This is a genomic window from Sphingobium sp. TomTYG72 (assembly GCF_055394715.1).
Genome location: NZ_AP027336.1, coordinates 1,969,839 through 1,985,740, shown reverse-complemented (window position 1 = coordinate 1,985,740; position 15,902 = coordinate 1,969,839). Strand labels below are relative to the sequence as shown.

15 protein-coding genes are annotated in these 15,902 nt (G+C 61.2%); 10 read left to right on the top strand and 5 right to left on the bottom strand.

What is annotated here, in order from left to right; all coding sequences use genetic code 11:
• Window positions 1-571: 571 nt before the first annotated feature.
• Window positions 572-811: a hypothetical protein gene (locus tag ACZ5U1_RS09860; protein ID WP_464778253.1), complete on the top strand. Its 240-nt coding sequence runs from the start codon at window positions 572-574 to the stop codon at window positions 809-811.
• 550 nt (window positions 812-1,361) lie between these two features.
• Here ACZ5U1_RS09860 and ACZ5U1_RS09855 read toward each other — a convergent pair.
• From ACZ5U1_RS09855 to ACZ5U1_RS09845, 3 genes are all read right to left on the bottom strand, one after another.
• Window positions 1,362-1,490, bottom strand: coding sequence for a hypothetical protein (locus tag ACZ5U1_RS09855; RefSeq protein ID WP_464778252.1), 129 nt, complete (start codon window positions 1,488-1,490; stop codon window positions 1,362-1,364).
• An 830-nt stretch (window positions 1,491-2,320) separates the two neighbouring features.
• Window positions 2,321-3,592: a cation:proton antiporter gene (locus tag ACZ5U1_RS09850; protein ID WP_464778251.1), complete on the bottom strand. Its 1,272-nt coding sequence runs from the start codon at window positions 3,590-3,592 to the stop codon at window positions 2,321-2,323.
• Window positions 3,593-3,639: 47 nt separating this feature from the next.
• A complete protein-coding gene (locus ACZ5U1_RS09845) occupies window positions 3,640-4,494 on the bottom strand; it encodes a transglutaminase family protein (protein ID WP_464780018.1) in 855 nt (284 codons plus the stop codon).
• A gap of 761 nt (window positions 4,495-5,255) precedes the next feature.
• Between ACZ5U1_RS09845 and ACZ5U1_RS09840 the strand changes: the two genes are divergently transcribed.
• From ACZ5U1_RS09840 to ACZ5U1_RS09830, 3 genes are read left to right on the top strand one after another with little or no spacing between them, the layout of a single operon-like run.
• Window positions 5,256-7,160 (top strand): potassium transporter Kup, encoded by a 1,905-nt coding sequence (locus ACZ5U1_RS09840; protein ID WP_464778250.1) that lies wholly within the window; start codon window positions 5,256-5,258, stop codon window positions 7,158-7,160.
• A gap of 8 nt (window positions 7,161-7,168) precedes the next feature.
• Window positions 7,169-8,599 carry an ATP-binding protein gene (locus ACZ5U1_RS09835; protein ID WP_464778249.1) on the top strand — a complete coding sequence of 477 codons (1,431 nt, stop codon included), beginning with the start codon at window positions 7,169-7,171 and terminating at the stop codon, window positions 8,597-8,599.
• On the top strand, window positions 8,596-9,267 hold the full coding sequence (locus ACZ5U1_RS09830; RefSeq protein WP_464778248.1) for a response regulator transcription factor: 672 nt from the start codon (window positions 8,596-8,598) through the stop codon (window positions 9,265-9,267). The genes ACZ5U1_RS09835 and ACZ5U1_RS09830 overlap by 4 nt, the downstream gene beginning before the upstream one ends.
• A 9-nt stretch (window positions 9,268-9,276) precedes the next feature.
• Here ACZ5U1_RS09830 and ACZ5U1_RS09825 read toward each other — a convergent pair.
• A protein-coding gene (locus tag ACZ5U1_RS09825; protein ID WP_464777745.1) for an IS5 family transposase occupies window positions 9,277-10,037 on the bottom strand; the annotation gives its coding sequence in 2 pieces (ribosomal slippage) (window positions 9,277-9,704 and window positions 9,704-10,037; 762 coding nt in all).
• 324 nt (window positions 10,038-10,361) lie between these two features.
• On the opposite strand from ACZ5U1_RS09825, the gene ACZ5U1_RS09820 reads away from it, so the two are divergent.
• The 4 genes from ACZ5U1_RS09820 to ACZ5U1_RS09805 all read left to right on the top strand — a co-directional run bounded on the left by ACZ5U1_RS09820 (window position 10,362) and on the right by ACZ5U1_RS09805 (window position 13,441).
• Window positions 10,362-10,967 carry a peptidylprolyl isomerase gene (locus ACZ5U1_RS09820; RefSeq protein ID WP_464780017.1) on the top strand — a complete coding sequence of 202 codons (606 nt, stop codon included), beginning with the start codon at window positions 10,362-10,364 and terminating at the stop codon, window positions 10,965-10,967.
• 58 nt (window positions 10,968-11,025) lie between these two features.
• The gene (locus ACZ5U1_RS09815; protein WP_464778247.1) at window positions 11,026-11,763 is read left to right on the top strand and encodes a DUF72 domain-containing protein; all 738 of its coding nucleotides are present in this window, start codon (window positions 11,026-11,028) and stop codon (window positions 11,761-11,763) included.
• A gap of 311 nt (window positions 11,764-12,074) precedes the next feature.
• Entirely contained in the window at window positions 12,075-12,461 is a 387-nt protein-coding gene (locus tag ACZ5U1_RS09810; RefSeq protein WP_464778246.1) for a gamma-glutamylcyclotransferase family protein, read from the top strand.
• A gap of 65 nt (window positions 12,462-12,526) precedes the next feature.
• A complete protein-coding gene (locus ACZ5U1_RS09805) occupies window positions 12,527-13,441 on the top strand; it encodes a dienelactone hydrolase family protein (protein ID WP_464778245.1) in 915 nt (304 codons plus the stop codon).
• Window positions 13,442-13,547: 106 nt separating this feature from the next.
• On the opposite strand, the gene ACZ5U1_RS09800 is transcribed toward ACZ5U1_RS09805, so the two are convergent.
• Window positions 13,548-14,081 carry a peroxiredoxin gene (locus ACZ5U1_RS09800; protein WP_464780016.1) on the bottom strand — a complete coding sequence of 178 codons (534 nt, stop codon included), beginning with the start codon at window positions 14,079-14,081 and terminating at the stop codon, window positions 13,548-13,550.
• A gap of 179 nt (window positions 14,082-14,260) precedes the next feature.
• Between ACZ5U1_RS09800 and ACZ5U1_RS09795 the strand changes: the two genes are divergently transcribed.
• Entirely contained in the window at window positions 14,261-14,713 is a 453-nt protein-coding gene (locus tag ACZ5U1_RS09795; RefSeq protein WP_464778244.1) for a hypothetical protein, read from the top strand.
• 40 nt (window positions 14,714-14,753) lie between these two features.
• On the top strand, window positions 14,754-15,824 hold the full coding sequence (gene recF, locus ACZ5U1_RS09790) for a DNA replication/repair protein RecF (RefSeq protein WP_464778243.1): 1,071 nt from the start codon (window positions 14,754-14,756) through the stop codon (window positions 15,822-15,824).
• Window positions 15,825-15,902: the final 78 nt, after the last annotated feature.

Genomic DNA, 15,902 nt, shown 5'->3' with positions numbered 1-15,902 from the left:
GAGCATGTTTAAGGACTTGCAGACGGGAGCGCTTGACCGACTCGCCTGACAACGGGACGCTTTGGCAATGACTCCGCTCGAACGCGCTGCCCGCGCCCTGTGCCGGCTCGATGGCCATCCGGAAAATGCCAGGCTGGAAGGGCGGTCGCTTTTGCGAGATTATATCCCCGAAGCTCGGGCTGTACTTACCGCCGTTAGCGATCTCAGCGATAAGATGCAGGATGTCGCCTACAGAATATAATGGTCAACTGGAGGCGACGGTGCGGCGGCAGACGCTAACGCGATCAACGTCTGGCAAGACATGATTGATGCTGTCCTCAAGGAAAGCCACTAAAACAGGATCAACGTATCGCGGCGGTGCCTACAGGCTTGAATTTCAGCCCAGCAGAAGTCTCCTCTGCTCCGGACGAATAGATGCACCCCGCCGGGAACGGCTGTGCTACAACGGCCAATCACCCTGATCCTTCCCAGGCATATCGTGACAGAGAGACCATCGTGCTCCCGCCTGCAAGCAGGAGATATCGATGCCCGCCGACGTGAAACGCCCCACTCGTCTCCGGCGGAAGCGATCATGACCGTCCGTACGACGCGTAAAACGGTGACCTTCACCAAACCATTCCGGCTACCCGGGTTCGAAAACCCCTTGTCAGCGGGTCCCTACGAAGTGGAAACTACCGAAGAGATGCTGGAGGGCAATAACCATACGGGCTTTCATCGCACCGTTACGGCGCTGCGGATCCAAATGGGTTCTGCCATAGAGTATTACCCGATCGATCCCGCCGATCTCTCTGCTGCACTGGAAAACGATTAAAGGTCTGCGCCACTACGGGGGAGGCCGCCCGCCTCGGCCGCAGATCAGGCGAAGTCGGCCAGCGGTTCGCCGTCCGCTGCGGCGCGATGGGTGTCGCTTTGGGTGCGCAACGCGCCACCTGACGGTAAGAGGTAGGCGCAATGAGCAACAGTTCAACAATGTGCAGACGACAGGCGGCTCACCATCGCCAGGTTGCCGCCGCTTCTCTCTTGAACAGGTACGCCGGGCTGCCCTGCGAGCCGCCAATGTTTGGGAGGCGCAGGCTGCCGAGGCTGAGGCGCGTGAGGCAGGGACGTCTGACGCACTCAGCCCAGAAGATGCGGCTATCGCTTTGGAATTCCGGTTGGAAGAGGAGGAGGACGCTCAGGGTCGCGCTGGCGATGAGGGGGGACAGCCTCCTCACGCCGGCCGGGGCAGGACAGAAGTTCTGATGAACGGTGAGGTAGAGCAATTTCGCTCGTAGGTAGCCGCACAGCATGGCGGGCTTGATCGGAGCTGATGAAGGAGTTGGCGGACGCTTTTGGAACACGCGCCGACCCCTATAGCGCAATCAGCTTTTCAGGGTAACGATGCCGAGCGCGCCGGGCTTCTGCGACGGGTTGGGCGCATTCTGCTTTCTGGATTTCTCCGCCTTGGGTTTGCGAACTTCACGGTTGGATCTTTTCTGGCTTTTGGCCATGGTGTATTCCTTTGCATTGGACGTCAGATGTATGGGTTGTGCTGCTTCGCTTGTTCAGATGTGTGGGGGGCGCCCGGTGGCGCATTGCTGCTCCTCCTCGAGACCATGAGGTCGTCGAGCGCACCGTCTAAACGCTGCCTCTCGATCGTAGACAGCGCTTCTCCACATGCCAGCGCATCGCGGGCAGCATAGAGGAGTGTCTGAAGTTCCTGTAGCTTGTCGAGGTCACAGGTCAGTCCGGGCGTCAGCCGAAACTCGGCATTCGCCAGTCCTTTTGGTGTAGCATCCATTTTTCTGCCAATCGCTGTAAATATGGGGGCTCAATTATTTACCAATATGATGGCTACTGTTCCCGCTATCAATATGAGGAGGCCGTTGATAATGGCCGCACGCATCGTGGTATCGTCACGAAATAGATCAGCGCACCACTGGAGCTTAGTGAGCCGGAGAGGCTTGGGTCTTAATGACGTGGCAACGCCAATTGCTGTTCCACCCTCATTCTCCCAGCTATCAATAGCCGACGCCAGCTGGCGCTTACGGTCATGCGAAATGGCCGCCGCCTTTCTCGACCGTTCTCGCGCTGCTCCAAGGGTCAGCCATTGTTGCTCAGCGTCAGCGTGCCTGCGAGCCTCGCGTAGCGATAATGATGGATTAGAGCTTTCAGATGCGGACATTGTGCACTCCTCGCCAAACGGGAGCGCCTGTGTCTCTCAGCCCCGGCCTGTCTGGATGAGTCGAGCCGGGATGCCTCACAATAGCACGTTGCCGTTGGGGACGAGAGCACTTTCTGTTCAGCATTGAAGCGCCGGAACACCCTGGCCTTGCTGCCATCACTGCGAAGATTGACGTCGCGCCTGCCACTGGTCGAGAAGCTGGAGGGACGGAGTTACGGTGATGCCATGTAGAACGATTGAAACGAGCACCACGAAGGCAGCGACACTCCAGAGCCTCTCCGCCTCGGGGAAATGAGCTTGATTGAGGGCGAAGGCGAGATAATAGATCGTGCCCACGCCCCGTATTCCAAAGAAGGAAATCACGAGCTTCTCCCGCCATGGAAGTTCCAATGCGAAAAGGCTGATGAGACCGGCGAATGGGCGAACGACGAGGATTGTCAGGGCGGTGAATAAGATCATCCAAATATCCAGTTGCGCGAGTAGCCCTGCATGGGTGATCATGCCGCCGAACAGCACCAGCATCAGCATCATCAACAGGCGTTCGGCTTCTTCGGCAAATGCGTGCAGACGATGATGGTAGCTGTGGTCGCGGCTGGCATGGCGAAGGCAAAGCGCCGCTACGAAAACGGCGAGAAAGCCGTACCCGTGCGCCAATTGGGTGAGGCCATATGCAAGGAGCGCGGCACCAAGGGCGACGAAGCCGTCACCTGTCCGGGACAGCTTGGCGGCATTGGGCAGGTGGAAAGTAAGGAAGCCCAGCCCCATCCCGATGACGTAGCCCATGCCCACACCGGCAAGAACCTTCCAGATCACGTCAACGATGAGCCAATGTTCAAGCGCTTGCGTTCCAAAGGAGAGGCCGGCCAGTGCAATCGCCAGGTTGACGAAAGGAAAGGCAAGCCCGTCGTTCAGACCCGCTTCGGACGTGAGGGCGAAACGGGCCTCATCTTCCTCTCCCTCTCCTGGTGCGCCGACCTGGACGTCGCTCGCGAGCACCGGGTCTGTGGGGGCGAGGCTCGATCCCAGGAGCAGGGCGGCTGCGAGGCCAAGCCCCAGAAGGGAGGAGGCGAGCGCTGCAACAAGCAGGATCGTGATCGGCATCGCGATCGCGAGGAGACGCCAAGTGAGGATCCAGCGGTGAAGGCCAAGGAGCCTGTCAATCTTGAGACCCGCGCCCATGAGCGCGACGACCACCACAAACTCGCTCAGGCGTTCCACCAGGATAGGGTACTGCAGCGGATGAACCGCGAAGGGTCTCAACTGGGGCATCGTAAACAGGGCCGCACCAAGGGCTACGCAGAAGATCGGCAGCGACAAAGGCATCTTCCTCAGGACCATCGGAATCCAGGCGGTCATGAGTATGATGGCGCCGAGGCCGGTCAGGATCTGGATGTAGAATCCAGAATTAAGCATGGATTGTCTCTCCATGAATCGAGGAAATTTTTGAGCGCCGCCTGACACTGCGGCTAAACGGATTAAATCAGCGCAACGTTCACCTGGACGTCCATGCCGATGAAGTCGTCCGCTGCGCCAATGAACCCACCCGTGACCGGCATGATCTGCTTGTTGCACCTGCCAACTGCTACTGGAATGAGATTCGCTGAGCCGGTGCGCCGGTGCGTAGGGTCAAACGCGATCCACCCGGCCGCTGGAAGATAGACTTCCGCCCAGGCGTGCGTTGATCCTGCGTCATGCAGCAGTTGGTCTGGATCATGCAAATAGCCGGAGACGGCACGGCCGCCAAAGCCAAGGTGGCGAACCACCTCGATGAAAAGAGCCGCCATGTCTCGGCAGGATCCACTCGCCATCGTTAAAGTTTCCAGGGGGTCTTGTGTTCCATCTTCGTCTCGGGTTCGGTACGCGATCGCGTCGGCGATGCCATTGTTGATGTCTTTCAGCAGCGACAACGTGTCGGTCGGAAATGCGTGAACGAAAGCGCGTACCCAATTATCTAACTGTCCGCCATGATCCGCATGTTGCGCCTTAAGGAGGGTGCCCAGGTCGGTAACCTCTTCTTCTGAATAAGTGAATGGGTAGGAGTGAGCGCCTGGCGCGATCCGGAAGATGGGCCACGCGGGAGCAAACTGCTCCACCGTGATGTCCGTTGATATGACGAGTGTGTCCACAGAGCTTGAGAAGCAGGCGGTCGCGACCAGGTTCCCGAACACGTCTTGCGACCATTCGATGTCGGCTTCCGGTGTCAGACGGATCGAACTCGCCAAGACCCTCAGATCGTGCGAACTGCGCGGCGCAAGCATGAGGCGATGCGGTTGCAGGCCGACGGCATTCCGATAGCGGTAGGTGGTTTCATGGCGTATTTGGAACTTCATAACCCCCCAACGCGTCAATCCGACCGCAGGGTGCGCACCTTGACTGGTATGGACTTCCTATTTTGCTGCCTCTGCGGCTTTGGCTCACCCCGACCGGCTAAAGCTGGTCCTATGATGTTGAGGCGGCACTGCTTTGCCGAGCGATACCGGCCACCGTAAGTGACGTCCGAAGGATGCCGAACCGATCACACCCTGACGGGAGGTGTGGATTGGCTGCGCGGCGGTCCGCACCTGAGAACCAGAGAAGAAAACTCGCCGCGGGGTGATTGAGAAAGAGGGCCTGGAGCTGGGCCGCGTCCCTCAGGTGTAGCAGCTCTCCCGAGTCGATCGCCGCGAACCTGCCATTCCGCATTCGGACAGTCCGATTAGCGGCCGGCAGCAGGGCTCATTCAGTAGCGTCTGGACAGATCCAAATCGGTCCGTCATAAATATCATCAAGCTGGTGGTTTGATGGCCAGCAGAGATGACCGTGGGAACGAGTGTGGGGGAGCTTCGGCCGTTCTGAAGGGAACGCAGGATATTAGGCACTTTTGGCTTGAACATACTGCTCCCTCCCTCTCCGCCAATCATTATAAACATTTGAAATATAACGATTAAATTTTGAAATCTATCCTTGGGCCGACATCCGGTCCCTTTTTGCCGTTGCTGTTACGGCTGGTTCCGAAAAATTTATGCGATCTTTATACTCGGGGCGTGCCATTCGCATGGAGCCTTAACGCGCTCTGGTTGCATTGATCGGCTTTCAATCAGGAAGCTCGTCGATGCAGGAAATCTCCAAGACAACGCGCAATTCGCTCGGCGGCCTGACGCTCGGGGCGATTGGTGTCGTCTATGGGGATATTGGAACCAGTCCGCTCTACGCCTTTCGCGAAGCGCTGGCGCAGGCGGCGCAGGACGGGATCACGCGCGGTGAGATCGTCGGCGTTCTCTCCCTGGCGCTTTGGGCGCTGATCATCGTCGTGACGCTGAAATATGTCCTTTTCCTCAGCCGGATGGACAATAATGGCGAGGGCGGTGTTCTTTCGCTCATGGCATTGGCCAGGAGGGCGACCGATGGACGCTGGCTGATCGTGCTGCTGCTCGGAGCTACCGGGGCGGCGATGTTCTATGGCGACGCCATCATCACCCCGGCCCTGTCGGTGCTTTCCGCCGTGGAGGGATTGAAGACCATCCCCGGCCTGGAGGGTATGAGCGAACCTGCGATCATCGGGGTGGCTGTCGCTATCCTTGTGGCCTTGTTCGCCATTCAGGCGCGGGGCACGGCCAGCATCGCCGGATTGTTCGGGCCGGTCTGTACATTATGGTTCGTCGCACTTGCGGGGCTGGGCCTTTGGCATGTTGCCGATGCGCCCCAGATTTTGACGGCGTTCAACCCGGTCAATGCGGTGCGTTTCATGGCATCGCATGGTGTGACAGGGCTGTTCGTCCTGGGCGCCGTGTTCCTGACCGTAACGGGCGCGGAGGCATTGATCGCCGATATGGGCCATTTTGGGCACAAGCCGATCCAGCTTGGCTGGCTCACGCTGGTCTGGCCCGCGCTCACGCTGAACTATCTGGGACAAGGGGCGCTGGCGTTGAAGGCGCTGGCGGCTGCCGAAGCGGCTGGAAGGCCGCTCGCCAATGCCGACTGGTTCTTCATCATGGCCCCCGATGCGCTGCGCGCGCCACTGGTTGTGCTGGCCACACTCGCCACCATCATCGCCAGCCAGGCGGTGATCACAGGCGCCTATTCGCTGACGCACCAGGCCATTTCGCTGGGTCTTCTACCCCGCCTGACGATCCGCCAGACCTCCGCACACCAGATGGGCCAAATCTATATGCCCGGGGTGAACTGGCTGCTGCTGGCGGGTGTGCTGATACTGGTGTTCGGCTTTAGGTCCAGCACAGCGATGGCGGCGGCTTACGGCATCGCGGTGACGGGAACGATGGTGGTGACGACCTGCCTTGCCTTCATCATCGCCTGGCGGTTCTGGAAATGGGAGCCGGTCTGGACAGCCCTGCTGATCTTCCCCTTCCTCACGCTCGACCTGTTTTTCTTTGGCGCCAACATCCTGCGCGTCAGCGAGGGCGGCTGGGTGCCGCTGCTGGTGGCGGGCATAGTTGGGGTGGTCATCCTGACCTGGCTAAAGGGGCGCAAGGCGGCGCAGGAGCGCACCAGCGAACAGGGTGTGGCGCTTGACGCTCTGATCAAGGCTCTTGCCGCCCGTCCGCCAATCGGGATCGAGGGGACTGCCGTGTTCCTGACGCAGGATCTCAATGTCGCGCCGGGTGCCCTTCTGCACAATCTCAAGCATAACAAGGCGCTTCACCGGACCAACATTCTGCTCAAGGTCGAAAGCCAATCCCGCCCTTATATTGCGGCCGATGAAAGGCTGGAACTGGAACGCGTCGATGAACGCTTTCTGAAGGCCCGGTTGCGCTATGGCTATATGGACAGCATCGATGTTCCGAGCGACCTCGCCCGGCGCGACGGCCTGCTCGCCGGGGCGGGGGGAACGTCCTTCTTCGTCGGCCGCAGTGCTATCCGCTTTGCCACGAAAGCCGCGCTGCCGCGTTGGATGACCATCCTGTACATGTTCCTGCACCGCAACGCCGCTGACCCCACAGCCTATTTTTCGATCCCGCCGAACCGCGTGGTCGAATTAGGCAGCCAGATAGAGCTATAAGGGCAACCATGCGACGATCAGCCACATCCTATGCCTTTGCATTGGCGGGTGTTGCGGCCATCACCTGGGTGACTTCGGCATTTTTTCAGGGGCTGGGCCTTGCTTCTTCGGCGCTGCTATTCTTGTTGCCGGTTCTGTATGCGGCAACCCGTGGCGTGGGACCGGGAGTGTTCGCGGCGGTTATGGGCGCGGCGGCCTACAACTTCTTCCTTTTGCCGCCCCGTTTCACATTTCGCGTCCACGGCCTGGAAAATCTGGTCAGTGTCTTCGTGCTGGTGGCCGTGGCCCTTGTCACCAGCCGTCTGGCCATCAGGCTCATGGTGCGCGAGGCCGAAGCACTCGAACGCGCGCGGATGAGTGACGAAGCCGCCGGACTGTCTGCCATTCTGGCCGGGCACCCGGCCGAGGCCGCATTGGGTGAAGGTCTTGAATGGATTGCCCTGCGATATGGCGACCTCCGCCTGCTGACGCAAAGCGCCTTGCCCGAGGGTGAGGCGGCGTTTTCGTCGCTTGACCTTTCGGCAGCGGCATGGGCGCTCCACAATGGCGATATGACCGGCCACGGCACTGGCGTGATGCCTGCCGCCGACTGGACCTTTCTTCCTCTTGCACTGAAGAACCGCAAGGATGGCAACGTCGCCGCATTGGCGAGGCCAACAGATGGCGGGACGCGGGAACCGGGCGAATTGGAACATCTTGGGCAACTATGCCGCTTGCTGGGCCAGAGCCGGGACAGCGCTGCCCTGGAAGCCGAGCGGCATGAGCGGGAAAGGCTGGAAGAGACAGACCGGCTGCGCCGTACCTTTCTCGCCTCTCTGGCACATGATTTCCGCACGCCGCTTACCGTCATCAACGGGCGCCTCACTTTATTGGCACAGCAAAATGCCGACGCGCGCGATGCCCTCGCTGCCGCCCAACGGCTTGACCGGATGATGACCGATCTCGTCGGAGCCGCGCGGATCGAGGCGGGCTCGCTCGCGCCTGGGGTGGAGAGCGTGGACCTGATTGATGCCGTGGGTGCGGCGATGGACGGGCTGGAGGCACCGCAAGGCATTCGCGTTCTGCGGAATATTCCAGCCAACCTGCCCTTCGTCGCAGGCGATCCGATGTTGCTGCATCACATAATGACCAACCTGATCGACAACGCCCTGCGGCGTGCGTCCAGCAGCATAACAATTGATGCGCAGCATGCAGGCGATGCCGTTTTGTTCAGCGTCAGCGATGATGGGCCGGGCGTGCCGATCGCCGACCGGGCCAGGATATTCGAACGGTTCGTCCGTCTTGAAGGCAGTGACCGGACAAGCGGTAGCGGGTTGGGCCTGGCCATCGTCAAGGGATTTGCCGATGCGATGGACATGACGATTTCAGTCGATGAAGCCCCGACGGGAGGCACCTGCTTCACGCTGGCAATGCCTCTTGCCGCAAAGGGCGGCGCATGAGCCGCATCCTGTGCATCGACGACGAACCTGCCATCCTTCGCCTGCTTGGCGTTGTGCTCGCCCAGGATGGGCATGAGGCTGTCGCCGTTCCCGATGGACGCGCCGCCATGGACGCTATCGTCCGGGGCGGGATCGACGCGGTTCTGCTCGACCTGGGATTGCCGGATCGCGACGGACTGGAACTGATCCCGGCCATCCAGGTCGTGTCGGCGGTTCCGGTCATCATTGTATCCGCGCGCGGCGATGTGGCCGAAAAGGTCGCCGCCCTTGATCTGGGTGCTGCGGACTATGTCACCAAGCCCTTTGATGGCGACGAATTACGCGCCCGCTTGCGAGCGACCCTACGGAAAGGGCACAGCGCGGTAGTCGGGGCGGAATTATGCCATGGTCCCATTCGCATGCTTCCGGACCGTCACGAAGCAAAAGTGCATGGGCGTCCAGTCGCTTTGACGCCGAAAGAATATGCTGTGCTGCAAGCGCTGGTCGAGGCGGGCGGGCGCATTCTGACCCATGCTTCTCTGCTCGAACGTGTCTGGGGCAAGGCGCATCGCGATGATATCGAATATCTGCGAGTTGCAGTGCGTGCTTTGCGGCTTAAGGTTGAGGACGATCCCTCGCAGCCCGCCCTGATCCGCAACGAGCCGGGGATTGGCTATCGCTTGATTTAGGGTCAGGACTCATTGATTGAGCCAGAAGATGACGGTTGCAGCGATGCAGATGGCTGACATGAATGTGTGCGCACAGCGGTCGTAACGGGTGTGGATGCGACGCCAGTCCTTGAGCCTGCCGAACATGTTCTCGATCTTGTGACGCTGGCGATAGAGCACGGCATCGTGCGGGATCGGGACCTTTCGGTTCTTCTTTGACGGGATGCAGGCGGTGATGCTGCGTTCCGCGAGCGCGTTGCGGAACCAGTCGGCGTCGTAGCCTCGATCGCCGAGCAGGGCTTTGGCGCGGGGCAAGGCGTCGAGCATCAGGGCAGCGCCTTTGTAGTCGCTCATCTGCCCCTCGCTGAGCAGCATGACCAGCGGTCTGCCCTTTCCGTCGCAGACGGCGTGGAGCTTGGAATTCAGGCCGCCTTTGGTGCGTCCGATACGTCGGGGAACAGCCCCTTTTTGAGCAGACTGGCTGCGGTCCGGTGCGCCTTCAGATGCGTCGCATCGATCATCAGTTGGTCAGGCTGCCCGGCCTTCGCCGAGAGCGCTGCGAAAATCTTGTTGAACACGCCAAGTCGGCTCCACCGGATGAAGCGGTTGTAGATCGTCTTGGGAGGGCCATAGTCGGCAGGTGCATCGCGCCACCGCAGGCCGTTCCTGATAATGAAGATGATGCCGCTGATGATCCGACGGTCATCCACCCGGGGCACGCCGTGCGACAGCGGGAAATACGGCTCGATCCGGCGCATCTGCGCCTTCGAAAGCCAAATCAGATCACTCACGGCGACGCCTCCTCACGCCGCCATTGAATCAACCAATCCTCAGCACCGCAAGTAATTTAATAGGTCCTGACCCTAGATGCAGCGCGTCACGGCTGCTCATGACCGGTGGTGTTGTCGACGGAATTTGCTACAAAATGTGCTACAAAATCTGAGATCATGAAATTATAAGACATTGAAATGTAGTTGTTAAATTAGATTGGTGTAGTTTCCCTCCCTCTTTCCGCCACTTCAGTTCAATGATCGGTGCCTGAGCCGTTGACCTTTACCGCATTGCTGCGCGCGCTTGTCCTTCTGCTATTCCTGACTTCGACGGCTGCGTGGAGCATGCCGGGCAATCGGCCGACGCCCGGCTATACGCGGGTGGCGATCGAGACATCGGTTGGCACGATCGTGGTTGCGGTCGATAACAAGCGGGCGCCGCGCACTTCGGCCAATTTCCTTGCCTATGTCGATGATGGCCGGTTCGATGGCGTCACCTTTTACCGGGCGGCGCGGCGCAAGAGCGACGCGAGGCTGGGGCTGATCCAGGGCGGGATCGATACCGATGCGCGCCGGTCCCTGCCGCCAATCCCGCATGAGCCGACCAGCAGGACCGGTATCCGGCATCTTGATGCGACCCTGTCGATGGCGCGGCCTAATCGGCCCAATTCGGCGATGGGCAATTTCTTCATCACGGCAGGTGCGACGCCCAACATGGACGCGCGGGGGGATTATATCGGCTATGCTGCCTTCGGCCATGTGGTCGCTGGCATGGATGTCGTGCGCCGCATCCTGGCCATGCCGACCTGTTGCGGGTCCGGGCTGATGCGGGGGCAGATGATCGTGAAGCCGGTGACGATCATTCGCGCCAAGAGGCTGGATGGAACGGCGCGGCCGACGCGCGGAGTGAAGCCGTGGCTGATCGGCCTGCGGCGCAAGGCGGCTTCCTGACATTTGCTCTGTTCCCGGTCGCGTTGCGGCGTCAGGATAGGCCCGGAAGGAGAGTGCGATGGCGGCGGGACGCATAAGTGTAGGTATTGGCGGATGGACGTTCGAGCCATGGCGCGGCACCTTCTATCCCGAAGGGCTGCGGCAGAAGGATGAATTGGCCTATGTCGGCCAGCATCTGACCGCGACGGAGATCAACGCCACCTATTACAGCACGCAAAAGCCCGCGACCTTCGCGAATTGGGCCAAGGCGGTGCCGGACGGATTTCAGTTCGCGGTGAAGGCATCGCGATACTGCACTAATCGCCGCGTGCTGGGGGAGGCTGGTGAGTCGATCGCCAAGTTCGTGGGGCAGGGGATCGCGGAACTTGGCGATCGACTGGGTCCGATCCTGTGGCAGTTCATGCCGACCAAGAAATTCGAGCCGCAAGATTTCGGTGCTTTCCTGAAGCTGCTGCCCGATAGCGTCGATGGCGTCCGTCTGCGCCATGCGCTGGAGGTGCGGCACGAAAGTTTCGATGATCCCGCTTTCTTGCAACTGGCGCGCGACGCGGGCGCGGCGGTGGTGCTGGCCGATAATGACGAATATCCCGCGATCAAGGGCCATGATGTGGGCTTTTCTTACCTTCGCCTGATGCGCACGCGAGAGGAGGAGGCGACCGGCTATTCGCCTGACGAAATCGACGGCTGGAAAAAAAGAGCGAGAAGCATGGCGGATAAGGGGGATGTCTTCGTTTTCTTCATCAGCGGTGCGAAAATCCGGGCGCCTGCCGCCGCCCAACGGATGATTGTTGCTTGAAGTAACAGCGACTGTTGCGTTTGCTGCAACTGCGAACGCGCCCTTTGCGATTGAGGCGAAGGGCGTGGTCCATCATATGCGTTCTTGTCCAAACAGGGCGCAAAACAAAAATTGCAGGAAACGAAACATGCGGCACACTATGCAGGGCGTTGCGTTGATGGTTGCGGTCGGTGCGCAGATGCTGACCTTCTACTCGGTGCTTTTCGCCTGAGCGATTAATCGCTCCCCTTCATTCCTCGTCTTTGGGGAATTTCAAAAAGGCCGCCCGGCTATTGTCAGGGCGGCTTTTTTATTGTTAGCGATTGCGTGCAATGAGCCAGCCTCTGCTATTCGTCTACGGGTCTCTCCGGCCCGGATTTTCAGGGGAGATGGCTCGCTGGCTGGCGTCGGTGGCGGAATTTGCGGGTGCTGCCATTGCGAGCGGCGCGCTCTACCGGATCGATTATTATCCCGGCTTCGTTCCCGGTGCTGACGGAATTGTCACGGGTGGGCTGTACCGACTGCCCGATCCTGACGGCATCCTTGCCATTCTTGACGAGCATGAGGAGTGCGCGGCGCATTTTCCCGCGCCTCATGAATTTCGGCGAGAGCAGATTAAGGTTCGAAGCGCTGCGGGGTCGGTCGATGCATGGACCTATGTCTATGCGCGCGATGTCGCGGGGCTGGAGCGAATCGCGAGCGGCGATTTCCTGGCCTGACCGCTTGCGCTGGGCGGACGGGCCGATAATCTGCGGCGGCCGGGGGGCAGCGGAGACGAAGCGCGATGAGCAGTGAGAATGCAGAACCCCGCCCAATGGATCGCCTGCCCGAAGACCGCAGCTGGATCGACAGCACAGGGCTCGACCGGCGCAAGCTGCTGATGACCGGCGCCTTCGCGGCTGGTTTCGCCGCCGCATGCCGCCCAGTGTCGAGCAGCGCCGTGCAGACATCGGGCGAGGGGCTGTTCCAAGAGACGGTATCGATCGCGGCGAGTGATGGCTTTGCCATGCCAGCCTATGTGGCGCGGCCGGAAAAGGCGGAGAAAGCGCCGATCATCGTTGTGGTGCATGAGATATTCGGCGTCCATGAATGGATCCGCGACATGTGCCGTCGCTTTGCGCGAGAAGGCTATTATGCGATCGCGCCCGATCTGTTTGCCCGTCATGGCGATGCGACCAAGATCGCCGATATCAAGCAGCTGATCAGCAGCATCGTGTCGAAGGCGCCCGATGCGCAGGTGATGGCCGACATCGATGCGGCCTATGACTGGGCAGGCAAGCATGGTGGAGATGCGGCCCGGCGGGGCATTACCGGCTTCTGCTGGGGAGGGCGGATCGTATGGCTCTACGCCGCGCACAGTGCGCAACTGGATGCGGGCGTCGCCTTTTACGGGCGGTTGGTCAGCGACAAGACGGCGTTGCAGCCGTTGAGCGTGGTGGAGCAGGCGGCCGCGTTGAAGGCGCCGGTGCTGGGGCAATATGGCGGGTTGGACAAGGGCATCCCCGTCGCTGACGTCGAGACGATGCGGGCGGCGCTGACGAAGGCGGGCAAGTCGCCGCCGGATGCGATCACCGTCTATCCGGAGGCTAATCACGGATTCATGGCGGATTACCGGCCGAGCTATAATGAGGCTGCGGCTAAGGAGGCCTGGGCGGCTACGCTGGAGTGGTTTGGGCGCTATGTGAAGGGCGCCGGATAAGGGTGATGCCCGTTCGTGTTGAGCGAAGTCGAGACATAGGATGTGTCAGCGCTTCTCGACTTCGCTCGAAGCGAACGGAGGTGGGGGGAGACGGGGTAGGCGTTTCCTATTTCGCCTTCATCGATTGCACGGCGGCGAGGGTGCTCTTTACATGGCCAGTATAATTCATCTCGCTGTGAACGAAGACGATCCGGCCGTTGGGCGCGATGACGTAAGAGGTGCGGTCGGTTATGCTCGGCGCCATCTTGAGCGCGACGTCATAGCCCGCGATGATGTCTGGTCCGGCCGAGGCCACGGCGAACTTGCCCGCGCATTCCTTGGTGGAGAAGGCGACAAGGTCGTCCACCGGATCGGCCGACATGCCGATCACGGTCGCGCCCGCTTTCTTGAAATCATCAATATGCGCCGCGAACTCGCGCGCTTCGGCCGAACAGCCGGGGGTGAAAGCCTTGGGGAAGAAATAGAGGACGACCGGGCCACGCTTCAACTGGTGGGACAGGGTCAAGGTGAAGGTCTTGCCCGCCAGCGCGCCGCGCGTGGTGAAATCGGGCGCCTTGGCACCGGCAGACAGCGCCGCCATGGCTGCGGTCGATCCCAACATGGTAGCGGCAAGGGCCATTGCGATCATCGCGCGCTTCATCATCACCCGTCTCCATCCTTGGCGGCAGAGCAAGGGTGATGGCCCCAAGCCGTGCCGCTGGCAAGCCTGTAGCTGGAACCCTTGACCGCCCCGCCGGTTCATTACGGATGCGCCTGCTTTTCGCCATGCCATTGCTGTTTCTCGCCTCCTGTGACGACAAGGGCGGGGAAAAGCCCCGGATGTCGACCAACATTGTCGATGAGCAGGCGACCTATGATGTCAGCAACGAGACACCGGCGCAGGATGAGACGCTGGCGGTGGGCAATGAGACGCCGCCCCATGCTGCCGACAACGCATCTGTTTCCGCCGCTGCTGACAGGACGGGAACGGCGTCGCGTGTCGGGGCAATTCCCGCAGCGTTGCAGGGGAGTTGGACGGGCGTCAACGACCGTTGCGGCGACCGTTCGGCTGAACTGGAATTGAAGGTAACGCCGGACAGCCTGATCTTCCATGAAAGCGTCGGCACGGTGACGGGGGTTGCGACCGGCACTGGTGGCAAGGTGAAGGTCGATGCCGCCTTTACCGGAGAGGGCGATAGCTGGACCAAGAAGCTGGAACTGCGCCCGTCGGCCAATGGCCGCGAACTCACCATCATCAATGACGGGGCAGCGGTGACGCGCAAGCGCTGCTGAAGCGCTTTCCGTTTCTCGCGAGCGCCGCTAGAGCGGGGCGATGATCGGCCGCCTGACCTTGAGCGATTTCCGCAATCATGCGGATGCGCTGATCCTGCCCGATCATGCCTTCATCGTGCTGACCGGCGAAAATGGCGCGGGGAAGACCAACATATTGGAAGCGGTGTCGATGCTGGCGCCCGGACGCGGCCTGCGTGGCGCTGCGCTGCGCGACATGGCGCGGCAGGGTGGGCCGGGCAGCTTCGGCATCGCGGCGGAGGTGGACGGGGTGGTGCTGGGCACCGGCACCTCGCCCCACGCGCCCGATCGGCGGCAGGTGCGGATCGGGGGCGTCGCGTCTTCGGCCAACGCGCTGGCCGATCATCTGGCGATCGTGTGGCTGACCCCGGCGATGGACCGGCTGTTCATGGACAGCCCCGGCGGGCGGCGGCGGTTTCTGGACCGGCTGACGCTGGCGCTGCATCCGGGGCACGCGGTGCACAGCGCCCGCTATGAGGCGGCAATGCGGGCGCGCAACCGGCTGCTGTCCGACCTGCCCCGCGCCGATCCGTCATGGCTGGCGGCGCTGGAGGCGCAGATGGAGGAGCATGGCGCGCTGTTGTCGGCCGCGCGTGCTGATCTCGTCACGCGGCTGGGCGTGGAACTTGTTGGCCAGCCCGATGAGCCTTTTGCCCGCCCGCTGCTGGCGATCGACGGGGGCGAGGATGGCGAAGGACCGCTTTCCCAGCGGCTGGCGCGGGAGCGGCGGCGCGATGCTGCGGCGGGGCGGACCTTGTCCGGCCCGCACCGGCAGGACCTGACCGTCACCCACGCAGCCAAGGGGCAGGCGGCGGCGCTGTGTTCGACGGGGGAGCAGAAAGCGCTGCTGTTATCAATCCTGCTTGCCCATGCTGCACTGGTCTCGGCCCATCGCGGCCAGCCGCCGGTCTTGCTGCTCGACGAAGTGGCCGCTCATCTCGACCCGTCGCGGCGAGCCGCATTGTTCGGCCGGTTAAGGGAAACCGGGGGGCAGGTGTGGATGACGGGGACGGAAGATAGTCTTTTCAACGAGTTGGGTGTGGCGACACGGTTAACAGTAACAGCGGGCCAGCTTTTTCGTTCCGCAGGTTAACCCGCCTCCGCAACAATTCACCGCTCGGCGCTTCTCAATTCATCCTCGCTCTGCCCTAAGCGTGCCACAGGGTTGATA